Genomic DNA, 24,844 nt, shown 5'->3' with positions numbered 1-24,844 from the left:
TCAGGTCTCGTTGTTTTGCATGCTCTTGATGGACAGGTCGAATTGCGCGACGCCGTCAGTGGCCCAGGCAATCGTCAGCTCGTCGGAAGCGAAGCGGCACAGCGGCAGCCAGCAGGCAATCGCCGCGTTGGCAAGAATATCGGACGTCACCGCAGTCGAGAGAGTCAGCAGAGTATCGATCGTGGTGATCTTGGCAACAGCCGCGATGCTGTAGCAGTGAATCTGCTTGTCGCGCGTGATGATTGCGATGTTTCGATAGACCGTGTCGTCGGAAAGCCAGTCGGCGATTTCCGTGCCGCTGAGTCGCAGATTGACCCCGGGCGCCGCCAGCGGGGAAATTTCCATGTCCCGTTCGTAGGTCGGCATGTAGAAGACGCCGCGCTGCCCCTTCATGCGAATAAAGGTAGCGACCACTTTCTCGGCATCCGCGCGGCTTTTGCCGAGGAACGTAGCCTTCATGAGACGCTGTGAGAAATCGGTCGGGAAAAAGTTCTGGGTCTTTCCCCAACCGTAGTCGATTGTTTCCGAGTCGAAGCGTCGCTCCACGTCCAGCGGCTTCGCCCAATTCGGACGAACGGTCAGCACCTCCACGCCGTTGAATGTCTGCTCGGCCACCGGGGGATTGAGCAGCGGCGGCTCCGAAGCCGGCGCGACGTCGAACCGCACCGTCGCCTCGGTCGCGTTGCTGGTCTGCCGGCGCGTCGACATCGGGGACACCAGGCGGCCAAACAGAGCAGGATAGACGACGGTACCGACCGGCCAGGCGCGCGTGTCCCCGGCCGCGTTGGCGGTCGTAAACGTGATGACGTTGCCCGCAATCTGATCGACGATCCGACCGTCGAGCTCGTCGCCGGATTTGATGATGATCGCGGTTCCCAGCTGCATCCAGCCGGGCAGCGCATCCACGCTCATGACCAAGCCGGTGTCGGCCATTGCCGCTGTGCTGGTGCAGCTGCGAGTGAGCTCGGGCGTGAAGAAGTTGCCGGCCTGCCAGGCCGACAGCGCGGCGTTGAACTGGCGCGCCGCGGCACCGTTGAGCACGATGCTATATTCGAGGGACTTCCGCGGCGTGCGACGCAGAGCGCGGCGCTGTTCTTTACCCGACCTACTGGTGATGATCTCCGTCTTGAATTCGAGGATCACGTTGTAGGTGTCGCTCCAATTCGGCGGCAGGTTCAGGATCGGAACGTTCAGCGGTTCGGGCGGCAGATCGTCATAGAGGATGCTGTCGCGGATCGCCTGGGTGTAAGACCAAACGTAGATGTAAGCCATGTCGGCCTCCTGGGCCATTCGAATTGCGGTCTCGGCCCACTTCCAGATTTCATAGTCTTGAGCGTTGAGCACGAAGCCGGCGAAGTAGTGCACCACCGATTGCGGATAGAGCAGGATGTTGCGCGCAGCGTCGAAGGTCAGCGGTACCAGATCCAGGCGCGAGGCGATGATCCAGTCGTAATCTTCGATCTGCATGAATTCGTAGGCTGGGTATTTCCAGTCGTTGATTGGGAAGTTGACCAGGTTCGTCACTTCCGAACTGAGGTTGAGCACCTGCGGCGTGAAGAACAGCAGCGTTGCTTCGGCGGTCGGGAAAGCGGCCTTTACGTGGTCGCGGATGTAGGATGTGCTCGCGCCGAGCTTGTCGCGAAGCCAAGTCAGGTACGGCACCTGATCGGGGGACACCGGCTGATAGATGCTCTCGATCCAAGGCGTCGGGACCGTATGGCCGGTCTCGGTCGCGTACAGCGCGCGCGTGAAGTCGTCGTAGAGACAGGGGGCGCCGTTGGAATAGGCGCCATCCCACCACCACGGCTCGCCGATCTGGAAGCGCGGTGAATGACCGGCTGCCACGGCCGCGGTCAGAAACTGCCTCTGAACCTCGACCATGTAGTTGAGCGGCTCGGGGTTGCTCGGCGTGATGAAGCTCGAGGGCGGCACCCAGCCGGAAAGCCCCGGGCGCCCGAGATAGTCGCGCTGCTTCCACTCGGGCGGCATATAGAAATCGATGATCTCGTACGACACCGAGTTGATGTAGTCGTAGCCGAGCTCATTGAGCTTCGCGAAGAACGCGTTGAACCATGCCATGGTCGCGGCGTTGACCGGCGGCGAGGTGACGGCATCAGCGTCGGCCGCAGGATAGAGCTCACCCAGGATCGTGTAGCGATCGGGGTTGTCGATATCCAGCATGAGGGTGGGCGGCAGCGTCAAGACCTCGGCTTCGTAGCCCACCGCCAGGTCGCTACCGATCAGCCGGTTGGTGTCAGCATTGAACGCCGTGAAATCCCCGTTGGCGTCAAGGAAGTAGGCGGTGATCGGATAGTCGGCGACATGAGCTCCGACAATGACATCCGCGGTGTCGCTCGCGATCGTCGCCGCGATTTCTCGCATCCGAATACGCTGCTGCACAGACGACGACTCGGGATCAGGTGCCGCGCCGGGCGTGACGAGCGTAGCGGGGTCGAACGGGTACTTCACGTCACAGACCCGCTAAAGTCAGCTTCGGCGCCCCATTCACCGGCGCCGAATTCCGAAACCTTGTAGTGCACGAAGCTCACGGCAAAGCCGTATTGGGCGACCTGCATCGCTGCGGTGAAGTCGTAGGACATCGAAGTAACGACGGTCTCCGCGAACATGGTGCCCGTCGCCACGTTGTAGTTGCGCACGCGCCATTGCGCGCCAGGCGTGCCGCTCCACGCATAGATCACGTCGCTGCCCGAATGCGTCGCGGACAACCCGGTCGGCATCGGTCCGCCGGTCACGCTGACGGCACCAGAGAAGTTCGCCGCAGGTCCGAGGATGTCGTTGACCGCGTCGTAGCTCTGCACACTGCCCGACCAGAAGGACGCGCCAAAGCCGTAGTCGGCGGTCTGTTCGGCGAGTGTGTAGGCCTGCGATCGTCCGCTCGTCGTCCAAACACGAGCCACTGCGCCGGTACCGACGTTGAGCGACGTGACGCGCCAACCGCTATCGTTGAGCGTCCCGTAATTGCTGCCGTAGGTGCGACCGTAGCCGCTCGGATCGTCCCAGGCGATCGTAATATCGCCGGTCGCGCCGCTCTTGGTCACACGGAGGTTGAGCGGTGACGCGTAGCTCGTCCATGCCGGCGCCGAGTTGACGAGATCGACGTCGTTAAAAATCGACTCGGCAAGCTCGGTGGCCGCGGCATGATAGACCGCGCTCTTGTAGTGAATCCAACCGAAGTTGCCAGTCTCCTTGATGTAGTTCTGGCTGCGCGCGAGACCGGCCGGCCACGAGCCGATCCGGATTTGCTGCGAGTTGGCCGCAAGATCCTTCTGCACATCGCGCGCGGCCTTGTAATAGATGCCCGCGACCTCGCTTGGTTGCGGGGGAGGGGTATCGCCCCACCAGCCGCGGCCGATGGTCTGAATCCAAATCGGCAGGTTTGCATCGCCGCAAGCCGTCGAGATCGCGGCGAACACGCGCGAGGTCGCGTCCGTGAACCGTTGCACCGTCGAATAGCGGGGCATGGCGATCGGGTCCATCGCGCCGACATCGTTCTCGCCCTGGGACCAAATCAGGTCGTCCACCGGCACGCCCAGGGCGTTGACGATGTTGATCAGCGCTGTCGTGCGAGGACCGGGGACGTCGACATTGTAGCTGGCGTCGCCGAGGTCCCACCAGTAGTTGACGCCGTGCACCGGATCGTCGTCGGCCTGGCGGTCGATCGCCGACGAGCCTAGTGACGCGTTCACCGGCATCACCTGAACGTGGCGCAGGCCCAGCAGGTCGGCCAGGTGCCGGCGGAAGGTCCCGGCCGAATAGTCGGCCTTCGTGGCGCCCGATAGCTCGCTGAAGTGTCCGAACGCATTGGACTGGCCGCCGAACAGCACCGTGCGCTTGACGATCGCGGCATTGTCGATCTGCGGGAAGTTCGCCCAATCCGCGGACACGTTGCCGACGTCGTCGCGGACGCGCCACCGGAGGAAGTTCGGAGGGAAGCCCCAATCGACAACGTTGAGCTCGACGGGGTAATCGGCATAGATGAGGCCGCCGTCGATCTGCGTCCCCGGCACCACGATCGTCCGCACCGGGGTCTCGCCGACCGCTGGCAGGATCTCGACGGTATAGGTCCGCCCGACAGGGCTGAACCGCAACGACAGCCAGGTCAGGACGATATCGCCCCAGGAATTGGCCGACGCGTCCAGATAGATCGGCTGGCCGCTCGGGGCCGCCAGGTTAGCCGCTGTCCAGCCCCAGGCGACGTCTTGGATGATGATCGGGAGATCGCCCCATTGAGCCCGCATGTAGGCGAAGATCGCCCGCAGACAAGCCTCGTGCCGGGTATAGCTGGGGGCGGGGACGCGACCAGCGGGAGACTCGAGCGCGGCTGCGTCGAGCTCGCCGGCCGACCAGAGAATAGCCGTGAGGTTGCTCTTGGCGGCCTTGAGCACGCAATATACGAGCGCGGGCCCCGGCACGGCGGCTTCAATGTCCCACCAATACCAACCATCGGCGTCGGTCGGATCGGGAGCGCACGCGCGATCGACAACCGAGTTGGCGACCGCCCCGTTGACGACGCTGAACAAACCGCCCGGGATTCCGTAGTGGACGCCGAGGTCAGTTTTGAATTGATCGATGCCGCGGTTCGGGACGTTCCCGATCGTGAAGTGAGCCGCTGCGCCGACGCTGCCAGCGAACAGGATTTGGTGCGCCGTATCGTTTCCCACGGGGATGTGAGTGCCGGTCTCGCTGTCCAGCCAAACTGTTCGGGCGTTGAAGTAGTGCGACATGCCGACGTAGGTGTTCCAGAAGCCGCGATAGCCCAGCGCGTGGACCATCTCGACTTGGCGTTCGGCCGACGTCGAATAGGAGTCGTCGAAGCCGCTCGTCATCATCAGCGAATGCGCTGGCTGCGGATGATTGAGCTTCAAGACAGCGGTGCGGTTGCCGACGCAATTGAGATCGGCGAAATAGAATTCGTAGTCCTGTAGGGCAACCGGGCAAATCGATTTCAAGAAGCGGCCGTAGAAAGCGTCGGCGACCAGGAAGGAGCCGCCGAGCACGTTGCCCTTGCAGATGGCCGTCAGCGTCCCGGTGCCGAATCCGCTCGAGGAGATAACTTCGTATTCTTCCTGGTGCGGGCCAGCCAGGCGCAGTGCGGTCCTATAGACGACCTGTAGCTTGTCACCGGGTACCAGCTTCGCGCCGATCCTGACGTTGCTCATCGTGAGCTGAATTTGGTTCGTTCCGATCTGCACGATTGACTCGATATTGGTCGTTTCGCCGAGACCGTGTGAGCCGATTAACGTGTCGAAGGAGATTTCCAAGACGCCGCGCGCGTCGATCTGCCGACCTTTGTAGAAATGAAGGATGCGCAGGTCATCGAAATCGAGAATGAAGATGTAGTCGGTGCGCCCGTGATACGGCACCAGTCCGCCCGGAATGGCGGTCCACTCAGCCGCCGGCTTGATGACGCTGGCGGGGTAGGCGCGCCCCGTGTTGAACAGCGGGTCCAAAGGAACGTATTCCCCGCCGACCAAGGCGTAGGGCACCAGACGGTATGTCCACGCAAAAGAGCTGTCGCGGATCGTCGCGGTGAACTGATTGGGGTTCGTCGGGTTGTGGCGAAACGCGAGGATGGTGTTGGTGTAGTCATTGTCGGTCGCGTACTTGAAATAGTCGTGGTCGAAGCGATCTTCGGATTGCCACTTGACGCCGATGAAGTCCGCATTGCTTCGGAACTGCGCCAAGACCTTGAACGTGTCATCCGTCAGAGGGATGATCGTCGCGAGCATTTCCTTGTTGAAGTCGACCGTCCAAAACCTCGGATCGAACCGAGGCAGAGTCGTGTTGAACGGCTTCGCCGGTAGATCGCGAGCAAACTTCAGGCTCATGCCAGTAGCGACTTCAGCGCGTTGCGATTTGCCGATATGAAATTCATGAACGCCTGCTCACCCGGTCGAGTGGCGAGGCCCGCGCTCATAAAGTCGCCAGGGTCGATCGTGTTGACGACCTTGATGTTGGCCGGAGCGGCCGGCGCGGAACCCTTACCGAGATTGAACCGATGACGCGGATCAGTATCGGTCAGAACTTCTTCGCTCGTCTTGGCGATAATCGCACGCTCGTCAGGGGCGAGGCCGACCAAGCCGCCGCTATGGAAGCGCGCGGCATTGCTCCACCACTCGACGGGCACCGTTCGCGAGGCGCTGCGTCCACCGACCATGCCGCCCGTGTGCGCGGTGCTGAACAGACCGTTGATCGCTCCGGAGATGCCGCCACCGATGCCGGAGGATTGCAGGGCGCGCAGGATCGCCTGCTTGATGATCATCTCGGCGATCTGCTTCAAGAAGTCCGCGGCGAACTTGAGGAACGCCTGGCCGACGCCCTTCAGCGCGTCGCTCCAACTCTTGGTGCCCGAGGCCGCCTGGCCGATCGCATCCACCGAGGACATGAGGGCCGTGGTCAAGCCGCCGGCGAGCTGCGTACTGATCTGCTGCGCGCTGACGACTTGGGTGCGAAGCGCGACGCCGATGTTCGAGATGCTCGCGCTCATGGCGTTGAGCTGAGCGATTGACTTGTTGTCGCCCAGCGCGTTCGCCAGCTCGAGGGCCTTCTGAACAGCCTGCGTCAGCTCGGCGTTGACATTGGTCAGCTCAGTCGTGAGCGTTCCGACCCGGCCGATGTCGCCTTGAGCGTTGGCCTGTTTGATTTCATCAACAAGTTGCTTCTGACGGGCATAGAGACCGTTGGCTTCCTGAACCGCCGTACGTTCTGCCGTGCGCTGGTTTTGCTGATCGAACAGCGCGCCGGTCGTCTCGCGAACCTTCGCAATCTGGTCGGTCGTGAGAACGGTGCCGTCCTTCTGAAGCTCGTTGAGCTTTTGCTGGATGGCGGCTTCGCGGTTCTTCTCATCGTTCTTCAACCGCTGGATTTCGAGATCCTGCTGGTTTTGCTTAACGACGTCGTCGACCGACTTTTGCGTGACTTCGGAGTTAGTAGCGCCGGTGTTGTTGAGCTGCTGACCACCGCCCATTTTTCGGCGAGCCCACTCGACCACGTCGCCCGCGGTTTGACCGTTGCCGAGAATGGTCGGGTTGGAATTCGTAGCCTTCTGACCAGCCACGGCGGACGCGAGCTCGTTCGGGTTGGCGAGGATCATCTTGATCGCGCCGCCGGAGCCCAGGAAGTGAGCGAGATAAGTGTTCGTCGGGTCCGGAGTGATCCCAGCCTTGACCAGGGCCGCTTGGTTCTGCTGCGTCAGCGCGGCCAGCATTTGCCGCGACATGTCCGCGTCGGTCCGATACCCGAGCTTCACCGCGTCACTGATGTCGGCTAGCGCGGGGAAAACCTTATCGAACAGAGCCAACCAGGTGCCTTCGGTGAACTGACCGACACCGACGGCGCTCGACTTGGGATTGGTTGCTGCGGGATTGCCGCCGCTCTCGACCTTGATGATGCGTTCGAGAACCGCGTCGAGGCTTCCCGACGGCAAGCTCTTTTCAAAGGCGAGGTCCGCGGTGTTCTTCGCAGCCGTCTGCGCGCGGCTGGTGGCGTCGAGGACGTTCTTGATGCGATCGAAGTCACCGGACGCGACGGCCTGGGTAAACGCAGCCCACGAGTTCTTGTTCAGGTCCGTTTGGACCTTGAGGTTTTCGAGCTGCTTGGCGACCGACGGGATGACGTTCTGAACGGCTTCGAAAGCCTTGGTGAACGCGTCGATATCGAACCTGACGCCGCGGAAGCTGCCGCCAACCTGATCGACGGCGCCGACCACCGTCCGCATGGTCTGGCGGTTCTGCTCGAGCGCCTTGTCAAGACCGTCGGTCTTGATGCCCATCTCTTGAACGATGACGGCAGTCTTGCCGAGCGCGACGGAAAAACTGTCGTAGGCGGTCGCCGCCTTGATGACGTTCTCAGCATAGGCGCGAGTGTCGTCATCGTTCGTGTTCTTGAAAATCTGATCGACAGCATCGCGCAGTTCGGTGGCAGACTTCTCGCCCCGATTGAACGCCGCAATGAGATTGTCGATCTCCTTCTGCTGCGAGGAACGACCGATAAGCTGCGTCTGATCGACAGTCGCCGCATTCGAAATGCGATCTTTCGCGCTGGCAAGCTCGGTTTGAAGTTGCTTAAAGTTGTTGAGGATCTCGACTGACGATGCGTTCTTGACACGCTTGGTCCAGTCCTCGGCCTTCCCGGCGGCGGCCTCGTAGGCGGACGCGACTTCTCCGACGATCCGCTTGTGCTCGGCCATTGCCCCCGTGGCTGAGTCGACGCTGGTCATCCACTTCACAAGCAGATTGCCACCGAAGAAAATTGTAGCCGCGGCAATGATGCCGATGGGGCCGCCGACCGCGGTCCAAAGCGCAAGCATAGCCGCGCGCAGGGTGGCTGCCGCTCCCTGCAAAACACCCATCGCGATCGAGCCCGCCGTCGCCGCGGGACCAATCAGTTCGATCGACACTGCCGCCGCGATGGTCGCAGCGCGAACGGCAGCAATCGCGGAGGAGAAGAGTCCAGCCTGCGACGCCCAGGTTGCGAAGGCTGCGCCGATCTTGACGGCGATCAGGATCTCGACCGCCGTCGCAATCGCCTTGAAATGCGTGATCAGCACCACGCCCGCGTCGACCACGCGTCCCATCGCCGCGCCGAGCCCGAGGAAGAAGTCCTGGGTGCTTTTCTGCGCGGCGAGATCGTTGAGGGTCTTCAGAGCGTTCTTCAACGCGTCCGTGAAGCCGCCGGCTGCGACAAGCAATTGACTCATGAACTTGGCGTTTTCGAAGCGACCCAATTCGGTCGTCAGCGAGGTCAGCGCGTCCGGGAGCTGCAAGCCGAACCGTTTGATCAGCTCGTCGGCGAACTTGATCAGCGTGCTTTGGTTGGCGAGGACTTCGCCCTTCTGCATCGCCTTGTCGAGCTGGGCCGAGGTCATGCCGAGCGCATCGGCCATGATCTGGAACGCACCGGTCAGTCGGTTACCGAGCTGACGTCGGAGTTCTTCCGATTGGATCTTGCCCTTCGACAACATCTGACTGAGGGCGAGGAAGACGCCTTCGGTCTCGGACGTCGAGAGCTTGTTGACTCGAGCGGCCTCGGCGACCGCGAGGAAGACCTTCCGGGTCTCGCCGATCGTGAAGTTGGCGGCGTTGGCGGCCACCGAGAACTTGCCGTATTCGTCGGCCAGGGTGCCGAAGCTGAAGCCGAGGCGGTCCGCGGTGCGCGCGATGAAGTCGAGTTCGGTGGCAGTCTTGCCCTTGTCCTGCTGGAACACGGCGCCGAGGCGGTTCTGCGCGGCCTCCAAGGTGCGGAAGGTCGTGACGACATCGCCGAGCCGGTTGATCGCCGCCTGAACGCCGAGGTAGCCGACGGCCAGCGCCAGCAGCTCACCGCGAACACGCTGGAATACCGACAGGGATTCCCGACCGCTTCCGGTCAGGGATTCCCAGGCGTCGCGCAGGGAGAACGTTCCCGCGGTCGCAGATCCCGCGGCAGACCCCGCTTGGGTCGCAGCGCTGGCGACAGAGCGGAGGGCCTCGGTGCCGGCGAAAGCGGTCGTCCGAACCTGGGCGCTCGCCGTAGCCATCTGGGCCACGCCCTGGCTGAATGCGGCAAAGGTGCCCTGGGTCTGCCCGCGCAACTGATTGAGGGCCGCGGCCTGGTCGAAATAAGCCTGCTTGGCGCCGGCGGATGCCGCTTGAGCGAGGACGAAGGCGGTCTGAAGCTCGCGGGTGGGTTGGGTCGTATTGCGCAGAGCGGCGCCCAGCCGGGTCGCCTCGGCGTTGGCGGCTTGGTAGGCGGTCTTAGCGTCCTGAACGGCTTGGACCTGGGCACGATAGGCCGCCGTCGCGCCTGCCGCCGGCCCGGCGGTCGTCACGCTCCCGGAGCCGGATTGGCGCTGCTGATCGAGCGCCGTGGTGACGTTCTTCAGATCGGCCGCAGCGCGAGCCGAGGCGGCTGCAATCTGTTCCTGACTGACTGCCACGCCGCCGAGCGCGGTCGCCGCGGTGCCGGCGACACCTGACATCTCGGCCATGCCGGCGCGCGCGGTGTCGAGAGCCGCAGCTTCGCGGAAGGCCGACTGCGATGATCTGTCGAGCGCGGCTTGAAGCGCCGACTGATTGGCGACAGCCGCGCTGGCCGCTTCGCGGTTCTCACGGGCGGTGTTCCGTGCTGCAGCGAGCGCGCCCTGTTGAGCGGCCACGTTGCCGGCGGACGACTGCTGTTGACCGTACAGTGCAATCAGGGCGTCCCGCTGATCCCGCAACGATTGCTTCAGCGCGTCGCTCGGCGCCTTGGCGCTCTGAACGGCCCGATAGAGGCGGGAATAATTGGACTCGGCTTCTTTGACCTGCGCATTGAGCAACGTGTGTTCGCTACGAGCGGCGGCCAGGGCGGCGCGCTGCGTATTGAAAGCGCTTGCCGACTCCTGCGCCTTCGCGGTGAGCGCGGTGACGGACGTGGTCGCCCGCTCATATTCGGCGCTCAATTTGGTCGCGTCGGCGGCAGCCTTGGCCGTGCTCTGCTCAAGACGGCCGATGGCGCTCGCCGCCTTGTCCATCTTCTCGGCCACGGTGTTAAGCGCGGCGAGGCCTGCGATCTGTTTATTGAGGGTGCCGAATTCGGTGGCGAGCTTCCCGAGCAGATTGTCCGTTCGGGAAGCGCTGGTGCCGACCTGGTCTTGAACGGTGGCGAGTTCTTTGAGAGCGTCGCTGACGGACTGCACCGCTTTCGCGGCTTCCGCTTTAGCCTTGATCACGAGCTCGACGTCTCTGTTCGCCACGTCAGTCCTCCGTCAATTTACTGACGAGTTTTTGAAATTCGCTGGCTGCGTCTTTCGAGAAGAAGGCTGAGACCGCCGCCTGGAACAACATCACCCTCGAGACTTCGATGCGGTTGAGCCGCTCGATAACCAACAGTGACTCGTCCCAAAGCATTCCGATCGGATAAGACTGAGCTTCGGGGTGACCGTGATCGAGTAGGAGGCTGACAATTCTGCGCAGCCCCCATACCCAATCGCTCAGCGAGGCTGGCCCTGAACTTCCGCCACCAGGGACGTCGTGCCCTGCATCATCCGGACGACGATCTCCAACGCTTTTTTTACGCCGACCATCGCGAACGTCAGCTCGCCGATCTTCTCCAAGAGCATCAGCTGAACCGGCGCTTCGATCTTGAAGGCGGTTAGCGCATCTTCGACCAGTGCGGCCGGATCGTCCTTCGCGGGGTCAAACGCGGCATAAGCGATGATGTCGGCTGCTGCTCCGGGAACGGTCTGCAACAAGAACGCCGCCACGGCGTCGAAATTCTCGACCGACACGCCGGCCGCGCCGCTTTGGATCGTTGCGAACAGGGCGTTGAGATCGGTGCTGTGCCGACCAACGATCCCCGCGATGTCCTGAATGTTGAGACCCCGGAGGACGATCTGTCCCCCGGGGGTGTCAACGGTTCGGGTCACATGGTTGTACTTGAGAGCCATTGACGCTCAGTCCTTGCTTATGGAGAGGTCGGTTAGGCGGGGCGCCCGTTGATGTACATCGCCTCATAGCCGACGCGCTTCAGCACCTCGACCTTGAACTTGAGCTGCTGCCACTCGTCGCTCTTGAGCGTGAAGTCGCCGTCGGGCGTCAGCTTCGCCCAGGGCAGCAGGTAATCCATGTCGAGGCCGGCGGGGTTCTTGGAAATGTAGCGCATGAGACCTTCGACTGGAGTCGATCCGGAGATCACGCGCTGCTGCGTCGCAGTCTGGGTGGTGTAGTTGACCTTGATATTGGTCGTGCCGTCCACGATGGCGCCGCCCGCAAGAATCTCGAGACGGCCGGTGACCGGGTCGAAGTTGTAATCGGTGCCCGCCGTAAACGTCGCAGGGCTGCCGGCGTCATCGGTCACTTTGAACAGGGTGCCCGAGACGCCCGGATAGACGATGCCGCGGGCGCCGGCAGGGTTCGCCAGAGTCACGCCGAGCTGATAGGTGACACCCGTATGGACGGCCATGAACGTCTCGCCGGTCACGGTGGCGCCGGTGACGGACAGGACGTCGTTGGTGCCGAAGAACAGAAGTGCCAGGTTTTCGGGCGACACGTTGTCGGTGGTGAAGGTGCCCTCGCGGTTGACCTGCAAGGTGATCGAGTTGTCCTTTTCCTTGATGCCCTGATCGGAGTCGTAGTGATCGAGCATGGTCGCATCGAACTTGAGGCCGAGCGCGGGCGTGTTGCCGATGTAGCGCTCGCCATTGACGTTCTGTGTGCCCGTCAGGAACTTGGCAAAATACAGCTTGCCGCGCCCGAGGGTGTAGTTCTTCTGGATGGTCATCAGTCTTCTCCTGGGTGATAAATCAACGGACGGGTGATACTCTGGTTACACGTATGGGTCGGCCATGTCCTCAACGATTTTGACGGTGAGGTTCAGCCAGAAGTAGGCCTTGGCTGAAATTTCATCGGACGGCCGGACGACGCCAATCCCTATGATCACGTCGTCCACGCCCCCGCTCATCCCGAATATGTTGTTGTCGGGCAGCCCCTTTTGGCGCTCTTTGGCGAGCATCTGGCGAACGTCGGCCATCAGGACATGCGCCGGATCGGTCGGGTTCTTCGGGTCGTCCTCGACGAAGCCCTGCAACAGCATGAGCCAATCGAACTTGTTGATACCGCTCGCGGAGGGCGAATCGAGCGGGTCGTTCGGCACCGGCGGCTCCAAAATCGATACCATCGGTAGCGGGTCGTTATCGCCGAACGCGATCCGGCCGCGAAAGACCGCGTCGGTCAAATCGCTCTTATAGCCGTTTGCCGGCGTGATCAGCTTCAGCCGATCGGTCAGAGCCTGCAGCACGCGCAGGCGAAAGGGGTAGGTTTCACTCATAGATCGAGACCCACAAGACGGAGGAATTCGGCTTCAAGAAAGTCGGCGATCTCCGGACTGATGTCCGAAGCGACGGTGCGAAAGACCTGGTCGACGGACGGTCCGTACAGCAGGTAAAGTCCGTTGCTCATCCGGATCATGTTGCGCTTGTTCGACAGGCTCTCACCTGGCTTGAGGCGCACCGCGAGACCGAGGTTCGACTTGGTGTCGAGGTCGGCATTGCCGGCGCGCAGCCGAATGAGGAAAGCGCGGCGCATAAAACGAGCCGAGCCGCTTTTGACTTCCACCGTGACGCCGCCACGCGTGCCGACAGAGCCCGACGTGGTGAAGCGCGCAAGTGAGGTCGGCCGCTGCCGCCCGGTCACGACGCCTTCTAGGTCGCCCGTCGAGGGGCGCTTTGAGACGCGCAGACGGGAGTCGTCGCCCGTGAAATACGAAGCGGGGAAGTTGACCTGCTGGCGCACGCCGCGAACGGCCGCAGCTCGGGCGCGATCGGTTGCCGCATTGACGGCGCGTCGCGCGGCCTGCTCGATCTTGGCGGGGAGGTCGTCGAGACTGCTGAGCGTACTCAGACCTTCGACTGCGAAGGCGTACAGACCGGCCATCAGGCCCCCTCCGGGACCGGAAGGCCTGCAGCCTGACGTTCGGACAGTCGAATGACTTCGGCGACAACAAACTCGTCGTCGGGCGGCTTAACGTTGTCGACCCTGTAGGCCTCGCCCGGCTCGATCGAGATGATAGCGCCGCTCTGCGGCTCGATCTCGGAGCGCTGGAAAACGATCGTCGGGGTGACTTCCTGACGGGTGGCGTAGTGGAAATGCGTGCCCTGCAAGTCGCCGAGATCGACAAATTTGGTATGCAGGCGGATGTGGATCAACGTTGGACTCGGCCACGGGCCGTCGCCCAGCAGATAAAGCGCCGGGACCTGCAACGCATTGTGCAGATCCCGGCGAGCTCGACGCTTCAATGTGCGAAGCGACTCCACGATCAGCCGAGCAGGTTGTCGGCGGGCTTGGCGTCGCCCTCGGGCTTCTTGGGCGGCTCGGGCTGCTTCACCGCGATCGTCTCGCCGGCTTGGGCTGCGCGGGCAACGGCAGGATCGACATAGCCGCGGGCGGTGGCCTTCGCTTCGTCGACGGTCGTGGCCTCGCGGACTGCGCCCAACTTTTCGAGCTCTGCGAACTGCTTGTCGGCGCATTCGAAGATAATATCGCCCGGCTTGTACTCGTCGACCAAGGCGGGCTTCGTGATGTTGCCGGTGAGTTCGCTGACCGTGCCGGGTTCGCGGCCGATATGAATGGTGTGGATCGCAAGTGCTTTGGGCATCGTCGTTCTTTCTGCTTTGTTGCGGAGATGTCGAGAACACCGGGCGGCGACCGCCCGGTGTCAGGGGATCGGGCCGTTAGCCGAGGACGGTCGCCTTCAGAGTGGCGTTCGGGTTCACCGGCACCATCAGCGGCGCGGACTGCGTGAGGATCTGCTCGAGCGCGACGTCGCCGTCCTGGATGTAGTTGCGGATGAAGATCGGCAACGCCTGGAACTGCGCGTGAACGTCCATGATGGCGCCGAAGCACTGATAGCCGGCAACAGCCGGGCCGCTGAGAACGATGTCCTTCGGCGACATGAAGGGCGTGACCGTTCCGTTGACGGCATAGAAGTCATTGTAGACCCAGACGTCCAAGTTGGCCGACAGCGAGCCAACGAAGCGAGCCTCGCCGGTCGGCAACAAACCGGTTTTCACAGCGGTCTCGTTGCCGCGGTAGAACTTGTTCATGTTGGCAAGGATTTCCGGGTCCTTACGCATCACGGCCCAGACCGACGTACCGATCGTAATGCGGTTCGGGGCGCCGCCGAACGGAGCGAGATGCATCATGTCCATCCACGACTGAATGCTGTCGTAAATGGACACACCAGCGTCGCCCCAACGCGCGCCTGCTCCCAGGACGATGGTGTGACCGGCCGCGCGCTGGAAGTCGACCAGCGTGCTCGGATAGTCGTCACCCTCGATCACGACCTTGGCGTCAAGAATCGCCTTCGCCGCCAGCCATTCCCAGCGGCGCTCGACCGCGTCGCGATGGAACTGGACGATGTCGGCCTTGATGGCGTTGTAGCGAGCCATCGGACTGTCGTCGCCGGGGGTGAGCAGGGCGCCAGCGCGGCGGGTCAGGACGCGGCTCGGGGTCACGGGATCGCTCGGCTTGATGTAGGCCGGCTTGAAGCGGCCCAGGTACGCTGCTTCCTCGTAGATCGGGCGACCCTGCGCCATCGGCACGACGAAGGGAGCGAGCTTGCGGTTCACACGCGGGATCTTGCCGAAATCGATGTACTCGTCGGTCGAGTTCATCTGGTTTGGAAACAGAAGATTGAGCCAGTAGTTCTGCGGCGGCAGCAGGTCGCGATAGACCCCGAGCAGGGTCCGCGTGTTCCAGAGCTGATAGTTGGTCCAAGTCATGATGCGGTTCTTTCGATGCGATGTGAAGACGGGGTCGTTGCGTCAATAACCCGAGGGTTAGAGCCGCGGACGGATGATGATGTTGGTGGGCGTCGGCGCACCGCGGAACGCGGCGCACTGCTTCGCGAGCGTGTCGAACGACGGGTCCCACACCAGCGCTGCCGGGTTGAAGTTGCCCGAGCGATAGACGGGGATTCGCTTCGGATTGGCACCGTCGGTCACGATGCCGGCGACGGCGACGCCGATGGCCTGAATGCCAACCGCGTCGAGACCGCCCGTCATCGTGGTGGTCGCGAAAGAGCCGACCGCGCTGGTTTCGGTGGTCGCGATGGCGTTTCCGGCCGTACCAGGAACGTCGGCGACCAAGCCGATCACGCCAGCCGCGTTCAGGCGGGCCTCGACGCTCGGATGCTCGACGGTGGCGGCGCCGTAAAGCGTTCCCAAACCAGCCGGGTCGCCGTTGATGGCCGCGATCAGGTTGGCAGTGGTCTCCGCGGTGGTCGCGCCGATCTTCACGTCGTAACCGGCGGCGGGCGCTGCCACGAGCTTGTAGACCGTGCTGCCGATCGTGACGGTTTCGTTCGCGGTACCGACCGCGGTGAGGGTCAGGGCGTTGGTCGCGCGCGCACCGCCGACAACGTCGTCAGTCGCCATCACGAGCTTACCGGCCGCATTCAGACCGACCACGGCGTAGGTCTTGAGCGTGGTGTTCGCAGCAACTTCGAAGTCTTCGGTCGTGATGTCCGGGATGGTCGAGTTGAACAGCTCGACCTGGCTGAAGATGTCGGTGGTATCGAAGTCCGCGATACCAACCTTGTCATACGGGATGTTGGTGGTCATTGGATTGGCTTTCTAGCTGGGAGGTTGGAGTTCATCGGCGACATTTCGGCCGCCGATGTCGCGAACAGCTCGGCGTTACGCTGCCGACTTCTTGGGAGCGCCGGTCGCGGCGCGGTAGTGCCCGAGGATGGCCGCCGACTGGTCATCGGTCGCAGCGCTCGTCTCGCTCTGATCGCCCGAGCCGAGGTTCGGATTCTCGGTTGTGGTCATCGCCTTCTCGAACGGCGTCTCGGGCTTGGCGGCCGACGCAGCCGGCGCAGCCGTGGCAGCCTTTTCCTCGGGCAGGGTGCCGAGCAGACCCTTCGCCTGGTCGACGGTCATGTCGGTCGTCAGCGCAATCTTGAGCGCGGACGCTTGACGGGTCTTGGACTCGTCAAGCGCGAGGATCGCGGAGATGCGCTCCTTCGCGGCCGTGGCGCCGGCACTCGTGCCTTCCTTGAGACCGGCCGCGTGACCTTCGGTGCGCGCGGTGTTGACAGCAGCAGTATGGGTGGCCTGATCGACCCCCGCAGTTTTGTCGTTCATTTCATCATCTCCATCGTCGAGGGAACAATCGGCCACGAATGCGGCCATGGCGTCGTCGAGCGAGCCGATGGAATCGGCCAGCCCGTTTGACGTCGCTTCCGAGGCGGTGAACGTCAGGGCTTCGAAATCTCGAATGACCTGCGCGTCCAATCCCCGATTTCGTGCCATCTTGGTCACGAAAATCTCACCGAGCTCGTCGATCCGAGCTTGAATACGTGCCTTCGCGTCCTTGCCGAGAGACTCGTACGGATTGCCATCCGTCTTGTGCTTCCCGTACTGGATGAAGGTGATCTTGAAGCCCGCCTTGTCGATCGCCCCGCTCATATCGACGTGCATCGTGACGACGCCGATCGAGCCGACGCCGCCAGTCGCCGAGACGTTGACGTGGTCGGCGACCGACGCGATCGCGTAGCCGGCCGAATAGGCGCTCTCCTGGGAGAAGGCGCGGATCGGCTTCGTCCCGCGCATGGCGAACATCTTGTCAGCGCAATCGAAGCAGCCGGCGACCATGCCGCCCGGCGTATTGCAGATGAAGGCGATCCCCTTCACGCCCTCATCGGTCATGCCGCGCTGGAATGCGCGCCAGATGTACTGATAGCCGGTGGCCCAATTGCCGAGGGCAAAGGTGAATTCGTGTAGCAACACGCCTTTGACGGGGATCAGCAGAATGCCGTCGCGCACGTTGTAGGGGCGATACGCAGCGCGCCAGTCGTCGGCGGCCGGCCAGAAGCCGTCGTCGGCCTGCATCCCCTCGTTCAGCATCTCGAACGCGCGCTCGTGCGCCACGACCTGCTGCAGGCAGCTCTCGAACAGGACGTTTGATGCGCCGTTGACGAAGGCGGGGATGCCGCTGAAGCGCGCGATCAGGGGATTAAGCATTTTGCTTCTTCTTCGCGGGCTTGTTGTCGGGGTTGTCAGCCTCGGTCGACGGCTTCAAAGCGTTCTTCGTGTTCTGGCTGTTGGGGTCGACGTACAGACCAGCTTCGACCAGCAGGGTCTTCTCCCGCTTGCGCTGCCGGATCACCGCGCGCCAATCCTTGCCCATGCGCCCGTGCTCGTCTTCCAGCGTCGAGAGCCCGTTATCGAGGCGCAACACGGCGGCCTGAGTTTCCTTCAACTCGTCGATCTGGCCGCGGCTGGCGCCGATCCATTCGCACTTCGCGTAGGCGTCGGCGTTCAGGCCCTCGTAGAAGGAGGGCGAGGCCTTTGAGAGCGTGGTGATCTGGTTTTTGTTGATCGCTTCTTCCAGCCATAGACGGAAGATGCTCGAGGCGAAGCGATCGGCGACCATCCGCTTCCGCGCCTGCATGAACTTCCACGTCTCGGTCATCGCCGCGCGGATCGACGAATAGTTCGACTGGCTGTAGTCGCGCGAGAGCTGCTCGTAGCTGACGTTTAAGTTCGCCGCGATGTAGCGGAGCAAGGACTGCTCGAACTCGGTACCGAGCGGGCCGCCCTGGCCAGCCGGCCGCAGTTGCAGCTTCGTCCCGGGGAACAGATGCGGGATCTTGACGCCGTCGAGCTTGAGGTTCTTCGCGCCGCCCGCATACTGCTGGATCGCGGCGAGATAGGACGACGCCCAACTGATCGCGCCGCCCGCGGTGTCCCCCAGGTTGCCGCCACCGAGCGCCTGAAACACCGCGTCGGAGGGAAGGTCGCTCTCGATCGAGGCGGCATAGGTCGCGTTGACGACGGCGTTCTGCAACACGATGTCGCGGAACTTCTTGGTGATCCGTAGTTCCTTCAGCGCCGAAACCATCTCGGCCACGCCGCGTGTCTGATCCGGCCGCGTCTGCTCGACGATGTGGATCATCTGCAACCGACCCCACGGCTTGCGGATTGGAACGTACTTCCACATGTAGCTGTCGGGATTGAAGTAGTCGGTCGGGTGCGCCATCCGAACGTGATAGCCGAGCGGCGCGCCGTACCGATCCCGCTGCACGCCACCCCGAAGCAACGGGTTGTTGATGACGCCGTTCGGGTTCGACAGACGATCGAGGTCGATCATCTGGATCGCGGTGTTGAACGGGCGAGAGGCGTCGCGCATCCATTCGGCCGAGGCGAGCACCTCGCCGGCCATGCCGTAAACGCCAACCGCGAGGCGGACGAGCGACGTCAGCGTGTTGACGCGAGCAGCGTCGGGCCAGTTGTTGTCGCTCTCGGCCCAGAGGGTGAACTTGGACTCGACTTCTTCCTGGTACTCTTCCGCCCAGGTCTCATCGAGCCCGAGGACTTTAAAGTCCGGCTTCGAATTGAGCAGGAACATCGAGCCGACGATGTTGTCCTTGTGCATCGCGAGACCGCTTTGCACGTAGGAGTCGTTCCGCAGGGTGTCGCGGACCCGGGCGTCAAGAACCGGCTTGTCGGGCAGGATGTCGAAATCGGCCGACCCGAGCGAAGGCTGCCAGGTCGCCAACTCAGTCGAATACCTGTTGGCGCCATCGTACGGGCCGCCGACAAATCCCATCGCCTTGCCCGTTGAAGGCGCGACCACCGCGGGGAGGGCATTCCCAAGCAGCGCGTCGATTTCGGGGTCAGCCTGCATCAGAACCAAACCCGCATCGGACCCGACGTGCACGACGTCGTGGACAACTGCCGTTCCAGATCCGCGATGTAGGCCGCGAGCTTCGAAATGTTGGCGACGTTGTACCGGACCGTCTCGCCATTGGAGTCGCGAAACTCCACCGCCTGTTTGCCCGTTAGAAGGGAATGGTAGGCGGTTTTTGCATCTGCCAGCAGGTCAGAAGTCGAGGCCATATGTGGGGATCACGCCAATTCTGCGCCGAGTCGCTCAAGTCCAATATCACTATTTGGTTGAGATTCAAATCGTTGATCGACGCCGGGAGCGAGTATCAAGTCGTTTTTGTCCCACTCGGCGGCCCAGGACGGCGGGTTGGCCCAATCGATTCGCTCGATGTTCACGTGGCGCGGCGACAGGCCGACCGCGATGGCGTAGCACAGCAAGTCCCAGGACTCGTTGCGCTGGTTCTTCGGGTTTTCCCAGCCCTTCGCGGTGCGCACTTCGACCGTGAGCTCGGTATAGAACCAATCCGGCAGCCATTCCGGAAAGCTGATTCGCCCGCCGCCGGGTATCTCGCGATCGAGCAGCTTATTGACCTGATCCTTCACCTGGTTGGAGTTGATGATCAGGATCGGGACTTCGCCCTTGGCGCCGGCGCGACGGTCCTTGCGCTCGGCGTCAGGGTAACTGATCTGCACCCGCGGTACCGACTTCAGTGGGGAGCCCTTCACGAGCTGGAAGCGCCGATGCAGATTGCCGGGCTGCTTGTCGCGGAGCCATCGCCAGAACTTGTAGGCGTTCGCAGTCACGCCCTCGCGGCCACCGGAGTCGCAACCCGTGACCTTGATCTGCATGTGTCGCCCGCTGCCATCCGCGAGCGGGTAAGTCTTCAAGATCACCGCGTCGACGAGCAGGCGCCAGTCTTCCTCATAGGACCCCGGGCTAATCCAATAGCGCTCGCCGTCGTCGTCGGTGCGCTCGGATTTGCGGACGTCGTAGCGGTCCACAATGAAGATGTCGCCGTGTTCGCCGATGCCGTGGATCTGCACCACGAAGCGGTTCTTCTGCACGTCGATCGTCGCAATCAGGAAGCGCACGCCCTCGGGCACGACGCGCTCGCCGAGATCGTAGGCGCGGCTTTTCAGGTCTTCCGGCAGGCGCTCGCCCTCAGAGCTCTGCGGGACGTACGGTTCGCCCTGGTCGGTGTTGGTCGTTGTCTTCAGCGACTCCTCGCTGCCGGTGCGCTCGAATTCCTCCATGGCGCTTAGATAGTTGTGCACCAGCAGCTTCCAGTCGGCGAACGCCGCCGCGACGCCTTTCAGCCAGAACGAAGCAATGCTCGACCGGATCGGCGTGCCCACCACCGATCCGTCTGGCAGCCACTTCATGCGGTCCTTGATCCACTTGCCGTTGAAGTTCAGTTCCCGCTTGCGCTCGTGCTCGATATCGAACGAACAGATGGGGCACTTCAGCGTTGCCATTTCGGCCGCTTCCATTTTGTCAGCCGAGTCGGGATAGCTGAGACACTGGAAGGTCGGTTCGAACGCCTCCTTGCAACTGATGCAGCGCCAGTACCAACGGCGCCGATCACCGCGATTATATAGGGCGAGAATACCCGGCGTCGGCGGCGCTTCGTGCGGGCTGGTCGACAGCCACTTCGGGTTCTCGACCTGCCAACCCGGCGAGCTCTCGGCCACCGTCATGCCGTAGCGCTGGAACGTGGTGGTGCGCTTGCGCGCGAGATCGAACGGCGTGCCTTCCTTGTCCACGTCGAGCGGCATTCGATCGTAGTCCATCAGGAACAGGCGAGGGACCGTCTTGCCCGACAGTTCCGTGATGGTCGGCCATTTCACGAGCACGCGCATTCCGGATTGGAACGCGATGTCGTGGGTGTTGAGGCTCTGTCGGCCGTGCGTCACCTTCGCGCCAATATCAGGGGAATGACGGAAGACCTTTTGTAGATCGCCCTTTGACCAGTCGCGCGCGGTGTTCTGCGTCATGTGGACGACCATCATGTCTGCGGGATCGCAGATCGCGGTGTGGCCGAGCCAATTGAAATAAATGTCGGATTTTCCGCAGCGGGCAGGCCCGGCGAAGATCAAGCCAGTGTAGTCGAGCGACGTAAGCTCATCCATCGGCTCAACCATGTACGGCGCGATAGAGTTGTCCCAATCTCCGACATAGCTTCCCGGGTTGTTGAGCTTGCGATACTTTACAGCCGCCTGGGAGACGGTCAGGCGTTCGGGCGGCCGGACCATCTCGGCCGTTTCGACGATTATCTGTTCGAGAAATTCAGGCATTGCACATTTCGATCAGGATCGCTGCCCGTGTTCCCGGTGGTAGGTTTCCCAGCGCTTGGCTGAGTCCTGCTCGAACAGATCGGGATGACAGCACGAGAAGTCGGGGCAGCATTCGTTGTCGACCCGGTTGTGAACCGATCGCCCCATGGCCCAAGTCAGGGTCTGTACCCTGACGCGCTCGCGGTATCGTTGCTGCTTTGCTTCTGCGCCCTCGCTCATTCGTCGTCCTCTGCATCAGCCGATTGTGGACTCGTCTTGCGCGCCTTCGGCAGCTCGATCAGTTCGCGATGAAGGTCTTGCTGCAACTGATCGACGGCGCCGACGAAATGCTTGTTCTGCGCGTCGCTCATCGCTTCCGTGCGCGCTAGGTTGTCGACCCAAAGCTGCATCTGGTTTTTGATCAGCTTGAAAACCTCAGCGAAAGTCTCGGTGACGTCGGCCGTGTGCCAGAGATCTCCGGCCTTTTCCTTCCACCGCTGCTCCTTCAATCGAGCTTCCCAGACTTCCTTGCGAAGGAAGGGCGGGAGATCGTTGATGTTCATATTCTTGATGTAGGTCTTGGTGTCGAAGCGCGGCTTGACCAGATACGCCGCGGCCTGCGACAGCTTGAACAACGGCTGCTGACCCGCGCCCATCTTGATCGGCGGACAGTCGGCCAGGCGCTTCTTGATGGTGTTGCGGTCCATCTCGAACGCTTGCATCAGCCACGTGATCGACACGCCGCGGCTGATGTTGCGCAGATCCATGTTGAAGATTTCGGGCGGATCGACGGGTTCCGCTGTGCCAAGCAGATCGTCAACGTCGTCCACGGGCGAGCGCCGAGTGGTACGCAGGAAGGTCATCCCAGCAGATCCGCCACGTCCTGTGTCAGCACCGGCAAGCCCATGATCTTGCGCTGGTAGTTGGTGACGTCGAGCTCGGTCCAGAGCGCTAGGCCGCCGTCCTTCTTCGGCTCAGGGAACTTGCCCTCGCTGATGCGGCGATAGAGGGTCGGCCGAGACATGCCGGTGCGGCGCAAGACTTCGGGAACACGGAGGAAGGTAATGGAATCGGTCATTGTGGATCACCCTGAGACGGCGTGACACTATCACCTTTTAGTTGACATACAACCCATCGCGTGGGAAAAGATGAGGGTGAGATGGCGTTAGAGAAATCCGACGCCAGCTTTGCCCTCCTTGGGCGTTCACCGGGTTCGGCCCGGTGCCGGTCGAGAGACCGGTCCTCCCACAGACTTGCCCCGGCAGCGGCCAGCGTTGCCGGGGTTTTCTTTTGTCAAGTGCCAAAAGGGTAGTTGTTGCACTAAGAATGCTCAACCGCTGCAATTGACAGCATGTCGCATGTTAGGATTAACTTTGCGCAATTATATCGACTGAATATTTTACGGAGTAATTTGATGACCAAGTCCAAAGGGCTCGCCCCGAACTTATTTCTGATCGCCGCCTCTCTTCTAGCTTTTATGACGCCGGTCCATGCGGCTGTCGTTTCGCCCGACCTGTTGACCCCCGGCTCAACGATCACTGGGCTTCCAAATGGTGGTAGCACCGGTGATACTGCGGCTCGAACGATACTGTTCGATCGAAGAACTGCTTTCTCGTTTGACGACGGGTTGGCCGGAGTATTCCGTCAGCGCGTCATCAGCTATGCAGATAGTCCTTCAGTGAATCATCCCGGACTCTACTTCGATTATGAAATTGGCCTCACCTCGGGAAGCCTCGCTGCTTTTGCGATATCAGGATATGGTTCGTATCAAACATCAGTGAAGGAGTGCGGCATATCCACCTGCGGAGGATCGGGGGCAAATGGCGTGCTTGCGACCAGCGCTACTCGATCATCTAATGGCGACCTATTGACCTTCGACTTCGCTGACATTCTTACAGCGGGTCAACACAGCGCGAATTTGCAGATTTTTTCGTCCGCCGCGTTATACCAAGATCCGTTGGCTTTCTTCGTTGACGCGAACGGGGACACCTTCTCTATAGATGCCGTGGCACCCGCGCCAGCAGTCCCGGAGCTCTCCACGTGGGCCATGCTTATTCTCGGTTTTTGCGGCCTCGGACTCTTCGCCCACCGACGTAAGAAGGAGGTACTTCGCCACGGCGATCTGCCAGCCTATAGGCTGGCCTAACCGAGCAATTCCGAAACGCCGGCCAGCCGATCGAGATAATCCGACCACCACTGCATCATCCTGCGCCTGGGCTCGAGATATTCTGCCGCGTTATAGGTCCCGCGCACTTCGTTGGGATCGAGATGGTGCAGCTGCTTTTCGATCCAATCGTTCTCGAACCGTCGGTGGTCGCCCAGCGTCTGTTCGTTCAGCAGTGTTGACGCCGTCCTGCGCAGACCGTGCGTCGTGACTTCGTCGGTGGTGTAGCCCATGCGACGGAAGGCAGCGTTGAGGGTGACTTCGCTGATCGGGCGCGTGATCGTGCGGTTGGATGGGAACAGGTATTTCCCGTGACCCGCAAGCTCCTTCAGCTCGCGCAGCATGTCGACGACCTGCCGAGAGCAGGGGACGATGTGATCGAACTCCTCACCGTCCTTGGTCTTCATGCGGGCGCCCGGGATGCGCCAGTCCATGCCGTGCTTCAGTGGCGGCAGTTCCGACCAGGCGGCATACCGCAGCTCGAACGGCCGCAGAAAGATGCGCGGTGCGATCCGGAGCGCCAGCCGGACGACTGCGGTTCCGCGATAGCCGTTGATCGAGCGCATCAGGCCGCCGACGTCCTCCGGCTTAAACAGGGCGGCGCGGTGCTCCGTCTTCCGGGTGACGAGCGCGCCGCGCAGATCGACGGTCGGATCGCGCTCGGCCCTGCTGGTCGCGATGCCATAGCGGAACACGCGGCTGATGGTGCTGCGCGTCCGAACTGCGGTATCGTGTTTGCCAGCCTTCTCGATCCGCTTCAGCACGATCAGGATCTCGGCGGCCGTGATCGCGGTGATCGCCTTGTTCCCGAAGTCGGTGCGCGCGAAGTCGAGCATCCACGCGTTCTTGTCGATCGTGTCCTCGCTCAGACCATCGGCCCTGATCTTCTCCAAGAACTCGTCGGCGATCAGGCTGAAGGTGTTGGCCTCAGCCGTCTTCGCGGCGACCTCTTTGAGCTTCTTCTGCACGATCGGATCGAGGCCGTTCGCCAGCTGCTCGCGGGCCTCATCCCGGTCCTTGCGCGCCCGCTTCAAGGTCAGGTCGGGGTAGGGCCCCATTGCCATCGTCAGGCGCTTGCCGAGCCGGCGATAATCGAAGCGCCAGAGCTTCGATCCTGACGTCGTCACCAGCAGGTAGAGGCCTCCACCGTCGGTTACCTTGTAGGGTTTGTCCTTCGGTTTGATGCTGCGGATCGCAGTATCGCTAAGTTCGTCCATGACGGTATCCGGAGTGATGCCCAAACGGCGGTACCGTCA

At 62.1% G+C, this 24,844-nt stretch carries 20 protein-coding genes; 1 reads left to right on the top strand and 19 read right to left on the bottom strand.

The genetic code is table 11. The features are described from left to right. The 18 genes from YUA_RS47110 to YUA_RS45300 all read right to left on the bottom strand — a co-directional run bounded on the left by YUA_RS47110 (position 1) and on the right by YUA_RS45300 (position 22,502). On the bottom strand, positions 1 to 2,469 hold the full coding sequence (locus tag YUA_RS47110; protein WP_156947298.1) for a hypothetical protein: 2,469 nt from the start codon (positions 2,467 to 2,469) through the stop codon (positions 1 to 3). Continuing rightward, positions 2,466 to 5,849 (bottom strand): hypothetical protein, encoded by a 3,384-nt coding sequence (locus YUA_RS0128775; protein WP_027533807.1) that lies wholly within the window; start codon positions 5,847 to 5,849, stop codon positions 2,466 to 2,468. Before YUA_RS0128775 ends, YUA_RS47110 begins: the two co-directional genes overlap by 4 nt. Next, the gene (locus YUA_RS0128770) at positions 5,846 to 10,735 is read right to left on the bottom strand and encodes a tape measure protein (protein ID WP_027533806.1); all 4,890 of its coding nucleotides are present in this window, start codon (positions 10,733 to 10,735) and stop codon (positions 5,846 to 5,848) included. The genes YUA_RS0128775 and YUA_RS0128770 overlap by 4 nt, the downstream gene beginning before the upstream one ends. 1 nt (position 10,736) lies before the next feature. Next, on the bottom strand, positions 10,737 to 10,868 hold the full coding sequence (locus YUA_RS52380) for a hypothetical protein (RefSeq protein WP_256375388.1): 132 nt from the start codon (positions 10,866 to 10,868) through the stop codon (positions 10,737 to 10,739). 104 nt (positions 10,869 to 10,972) lie between these two features. Then, positions 10,973 to 11,428, bottom strand: a complete 456-nt coding sequence (locus YUA_RS0128760) for a hypothetical protein (RefSeq protein ID WP_027533805.1) — start codon at positions 11,426 to 11,428, stop codon at positions 10,973 to 10,975. A 32-nt stretch (positions 11,429 to 11,460) separates the two neighbouring features. After that, a complete protein-coding gene (locus YUA_RS0128755) occupies positions 11,461 to 12,261 on the bottom strand; it encodes a hypothetical protein (protein ID WP_035972124.1) in 801 nt (266 codons plus the stop codon). A gap of 45 nt (positions 12,262 to 12,306) precedes the next feature. Next, positions 12,307 to 12,807 carry a hypothetical protein gene (locus YUA_RS0128750; RefSeq protein ID WP_027533803.1) on the bottom strand — a complete coding sequence of 167 codons (501 nt, stop codon included), beginning with the start codon at positions 12,805 to 12,807 and terminating at the stop codon, positions 12,307 to 12,309. Further along, the gene (locus YUA_RS0128745) at positions 12,804 to 13,412 is read right to left on the bottom strand and encodes a hypothetical protein (protein ID WP_051383431.1); all 609 of its coding nucleotides are present in this window, start codon (positions 13,410 to 13,412) and stop codon (positions 12,804 to 12,806) included. Before YUA_RS0128745 ends, YUA_RS0128750 begins: the two co-directional genes overlap by 4 nt. Then, the gene (locus YUA_RS0128740; RefSeq protein WP_156947296.1) at positions 13,412 to 13,684 is read right to left on the bottom strand and encodes a hypothetical protein; all 273 of its coding nucleotides are present in this window, start codon (positions 13,682 to 13,684) and stop codon (positions 13,412 to 13,414) included. Before YUA_RS0128740 ends, YUA_RS0128745 begins: the two co-directional genes overlap by 1 nt. Before the next feature lie 110 nt (positions 13,685 to 13,794). Next, a complete protein-coding gene (locus YUA_RS45325; RefSeq protein WP_035972121.1) occupies positions 13,795 to 14,133 on the bottom strand; it encodes a hypothetical protein in 339 nt (112 codons plus the stop codon). Between the two features lie 76 nt (positions 14,134 to 14,209). Next, a complete protein-coding gene (locus YUA_RS0128735; RefSeq protein ID WP_027533800.1) occupies positions 14,210 to 15,259 on the bottom strand; it encodes a major capsid protein in 1,050 nt (349 codons plus the stop codon). A 57-nt stretch (positions 15,260 to 15,316) separates the two neighbouring features. Beyond that, entirely contained in the window at positions 15,317 to 16,099 is a 783-nt protein-coding gene (locus tag YUA_RS47105) for a hypothetical protein (protein ID WP_051383429.1), read from the bottom strand. A 75-nt stretch (positions 16,100 to 16,174) separates the two neighbouring features. After that, positions 16,175 to 17,503 (bottom strand): S49 family peptidase, encoded by a 1,329-nt coding sequence (locus YUA_RS45315; protein WP_051383428.1) that lies wholly within the window; start codon positions 17,501 to 17,503, stop codon positions 16,175 to 16,177. Then, positions 17,496 to 19,169, bottom strand: a complete 1,674-nt coding sequence (locus YUA_RS0128720) for a phage portal protein (protein ID WP_156947294.1) — start codon at positions 19,167 to 19,169, stop codon at positions 17,496 to 17,498. The genes YUA_RS45315 and YUA_RS0128720 overlap by 8 nt, the downstream gene beginning before the upstream one ends. Next, a complete protein-coding gene (gpW, locus tag YUA_RS45310; protein WP_035972119.1) occupies positions 19,169 to 19,381 on the bottom strand; it encodes a gpW family head-tail joining protein in 213 nt (70 codons plus the stop codon). The genes YUA_RS0128720 and gpW overlap by 1 nt, the downstream gene beginning before the upstream one ends. A gap of 9 nt (positions 19,382 to 19,390) precedes the next feature. Next, positions 19,391 to 21,445, bottom strand: coding sequence for a phage terminase large subunit family protein (locus YUA_RS45305; RefSeq protein WP_035972117.1), 2,055 nt, complete (start codon positions 21,443 to 21,445; stop codon positions 19,391 to 19,393). 215 nt (positions 21,446 to 21,660) lie between these two features. After that, on the bottom strand, positions 21,661 to 22,254 hold the full coding sequence (locus YUA_RS0128705; protein ID WP_198029524.1) for a DUF1441 family protein: 594 nt from the start codon (positions 22,252 to 22,254) through the stop codon (positions 21,661 to 21,663). A gap of 29 nt (positions 22,255 to 22,283) precedes the next feature. Then, complete coding sequence (locus tag YUA_RS45300) at positions 22,284 to 22,502, bottom strand: AlpA family transcriptional regulator (protein WP_035972115.1); 219 nt, start codon at positions 22,500 to 22,502, stop codon at positions 22,284 to 22,286. 336 nt (positions 22,503 to 22,838) lie between these two features. On the opposite strand from YUA_RS45300, the gene YUA_RS50305 reads away from it, so the two are divergent. Continuing rightward, positions 22,839 to 23,570 (top strand): hypothetical protein, encoded by a 732-nt coding sequence (locus YUA_RS50305; RefSeq protein WP_156947292.1) that lies wholly within the window; start codon positions 22,839 to 22,841, stop codon positions 23,568 to 23,570. Here YUA_RS50305 and YUA_RS0128690 read toward each other — a convergent pair. Next, positions 23,567 to 24,805 carry an integrase arm-type DNA-binding domain-containing protein gene (locus tag YUA_RS0128690; RefSeq protein ID WP_027533796.1) on the bottom strand — a complete coding sequence of 413 codons (1,239 nt, stop codon included), beginning with the start codon at positions 24,803 to 24,805 and terminating at the stop codon, positions 23,567 to 23,569. The two genes, YUA_RS50305 and YUA_RS0128690, sit on opposite strands and share 4 nt — an antisense overlap. Between the last annotated feature and the right edge of the window lie 39 nt (positions 24,806 to 24,844).

It is taken from the genome of Bradyrhizobium sp. WSM3983, from assembly GCF_000473045.1.
GTDB lineage: Bacteria > Pseudomonadota > Alphaproteobacteria > Rhizobiales > Xanthobacteraceae > Bradyrhizobium.
Note: the sequence above shows the minus strand (reverse complement) of the source record. Positions and strands in the feature narration are given on the sequence as shown.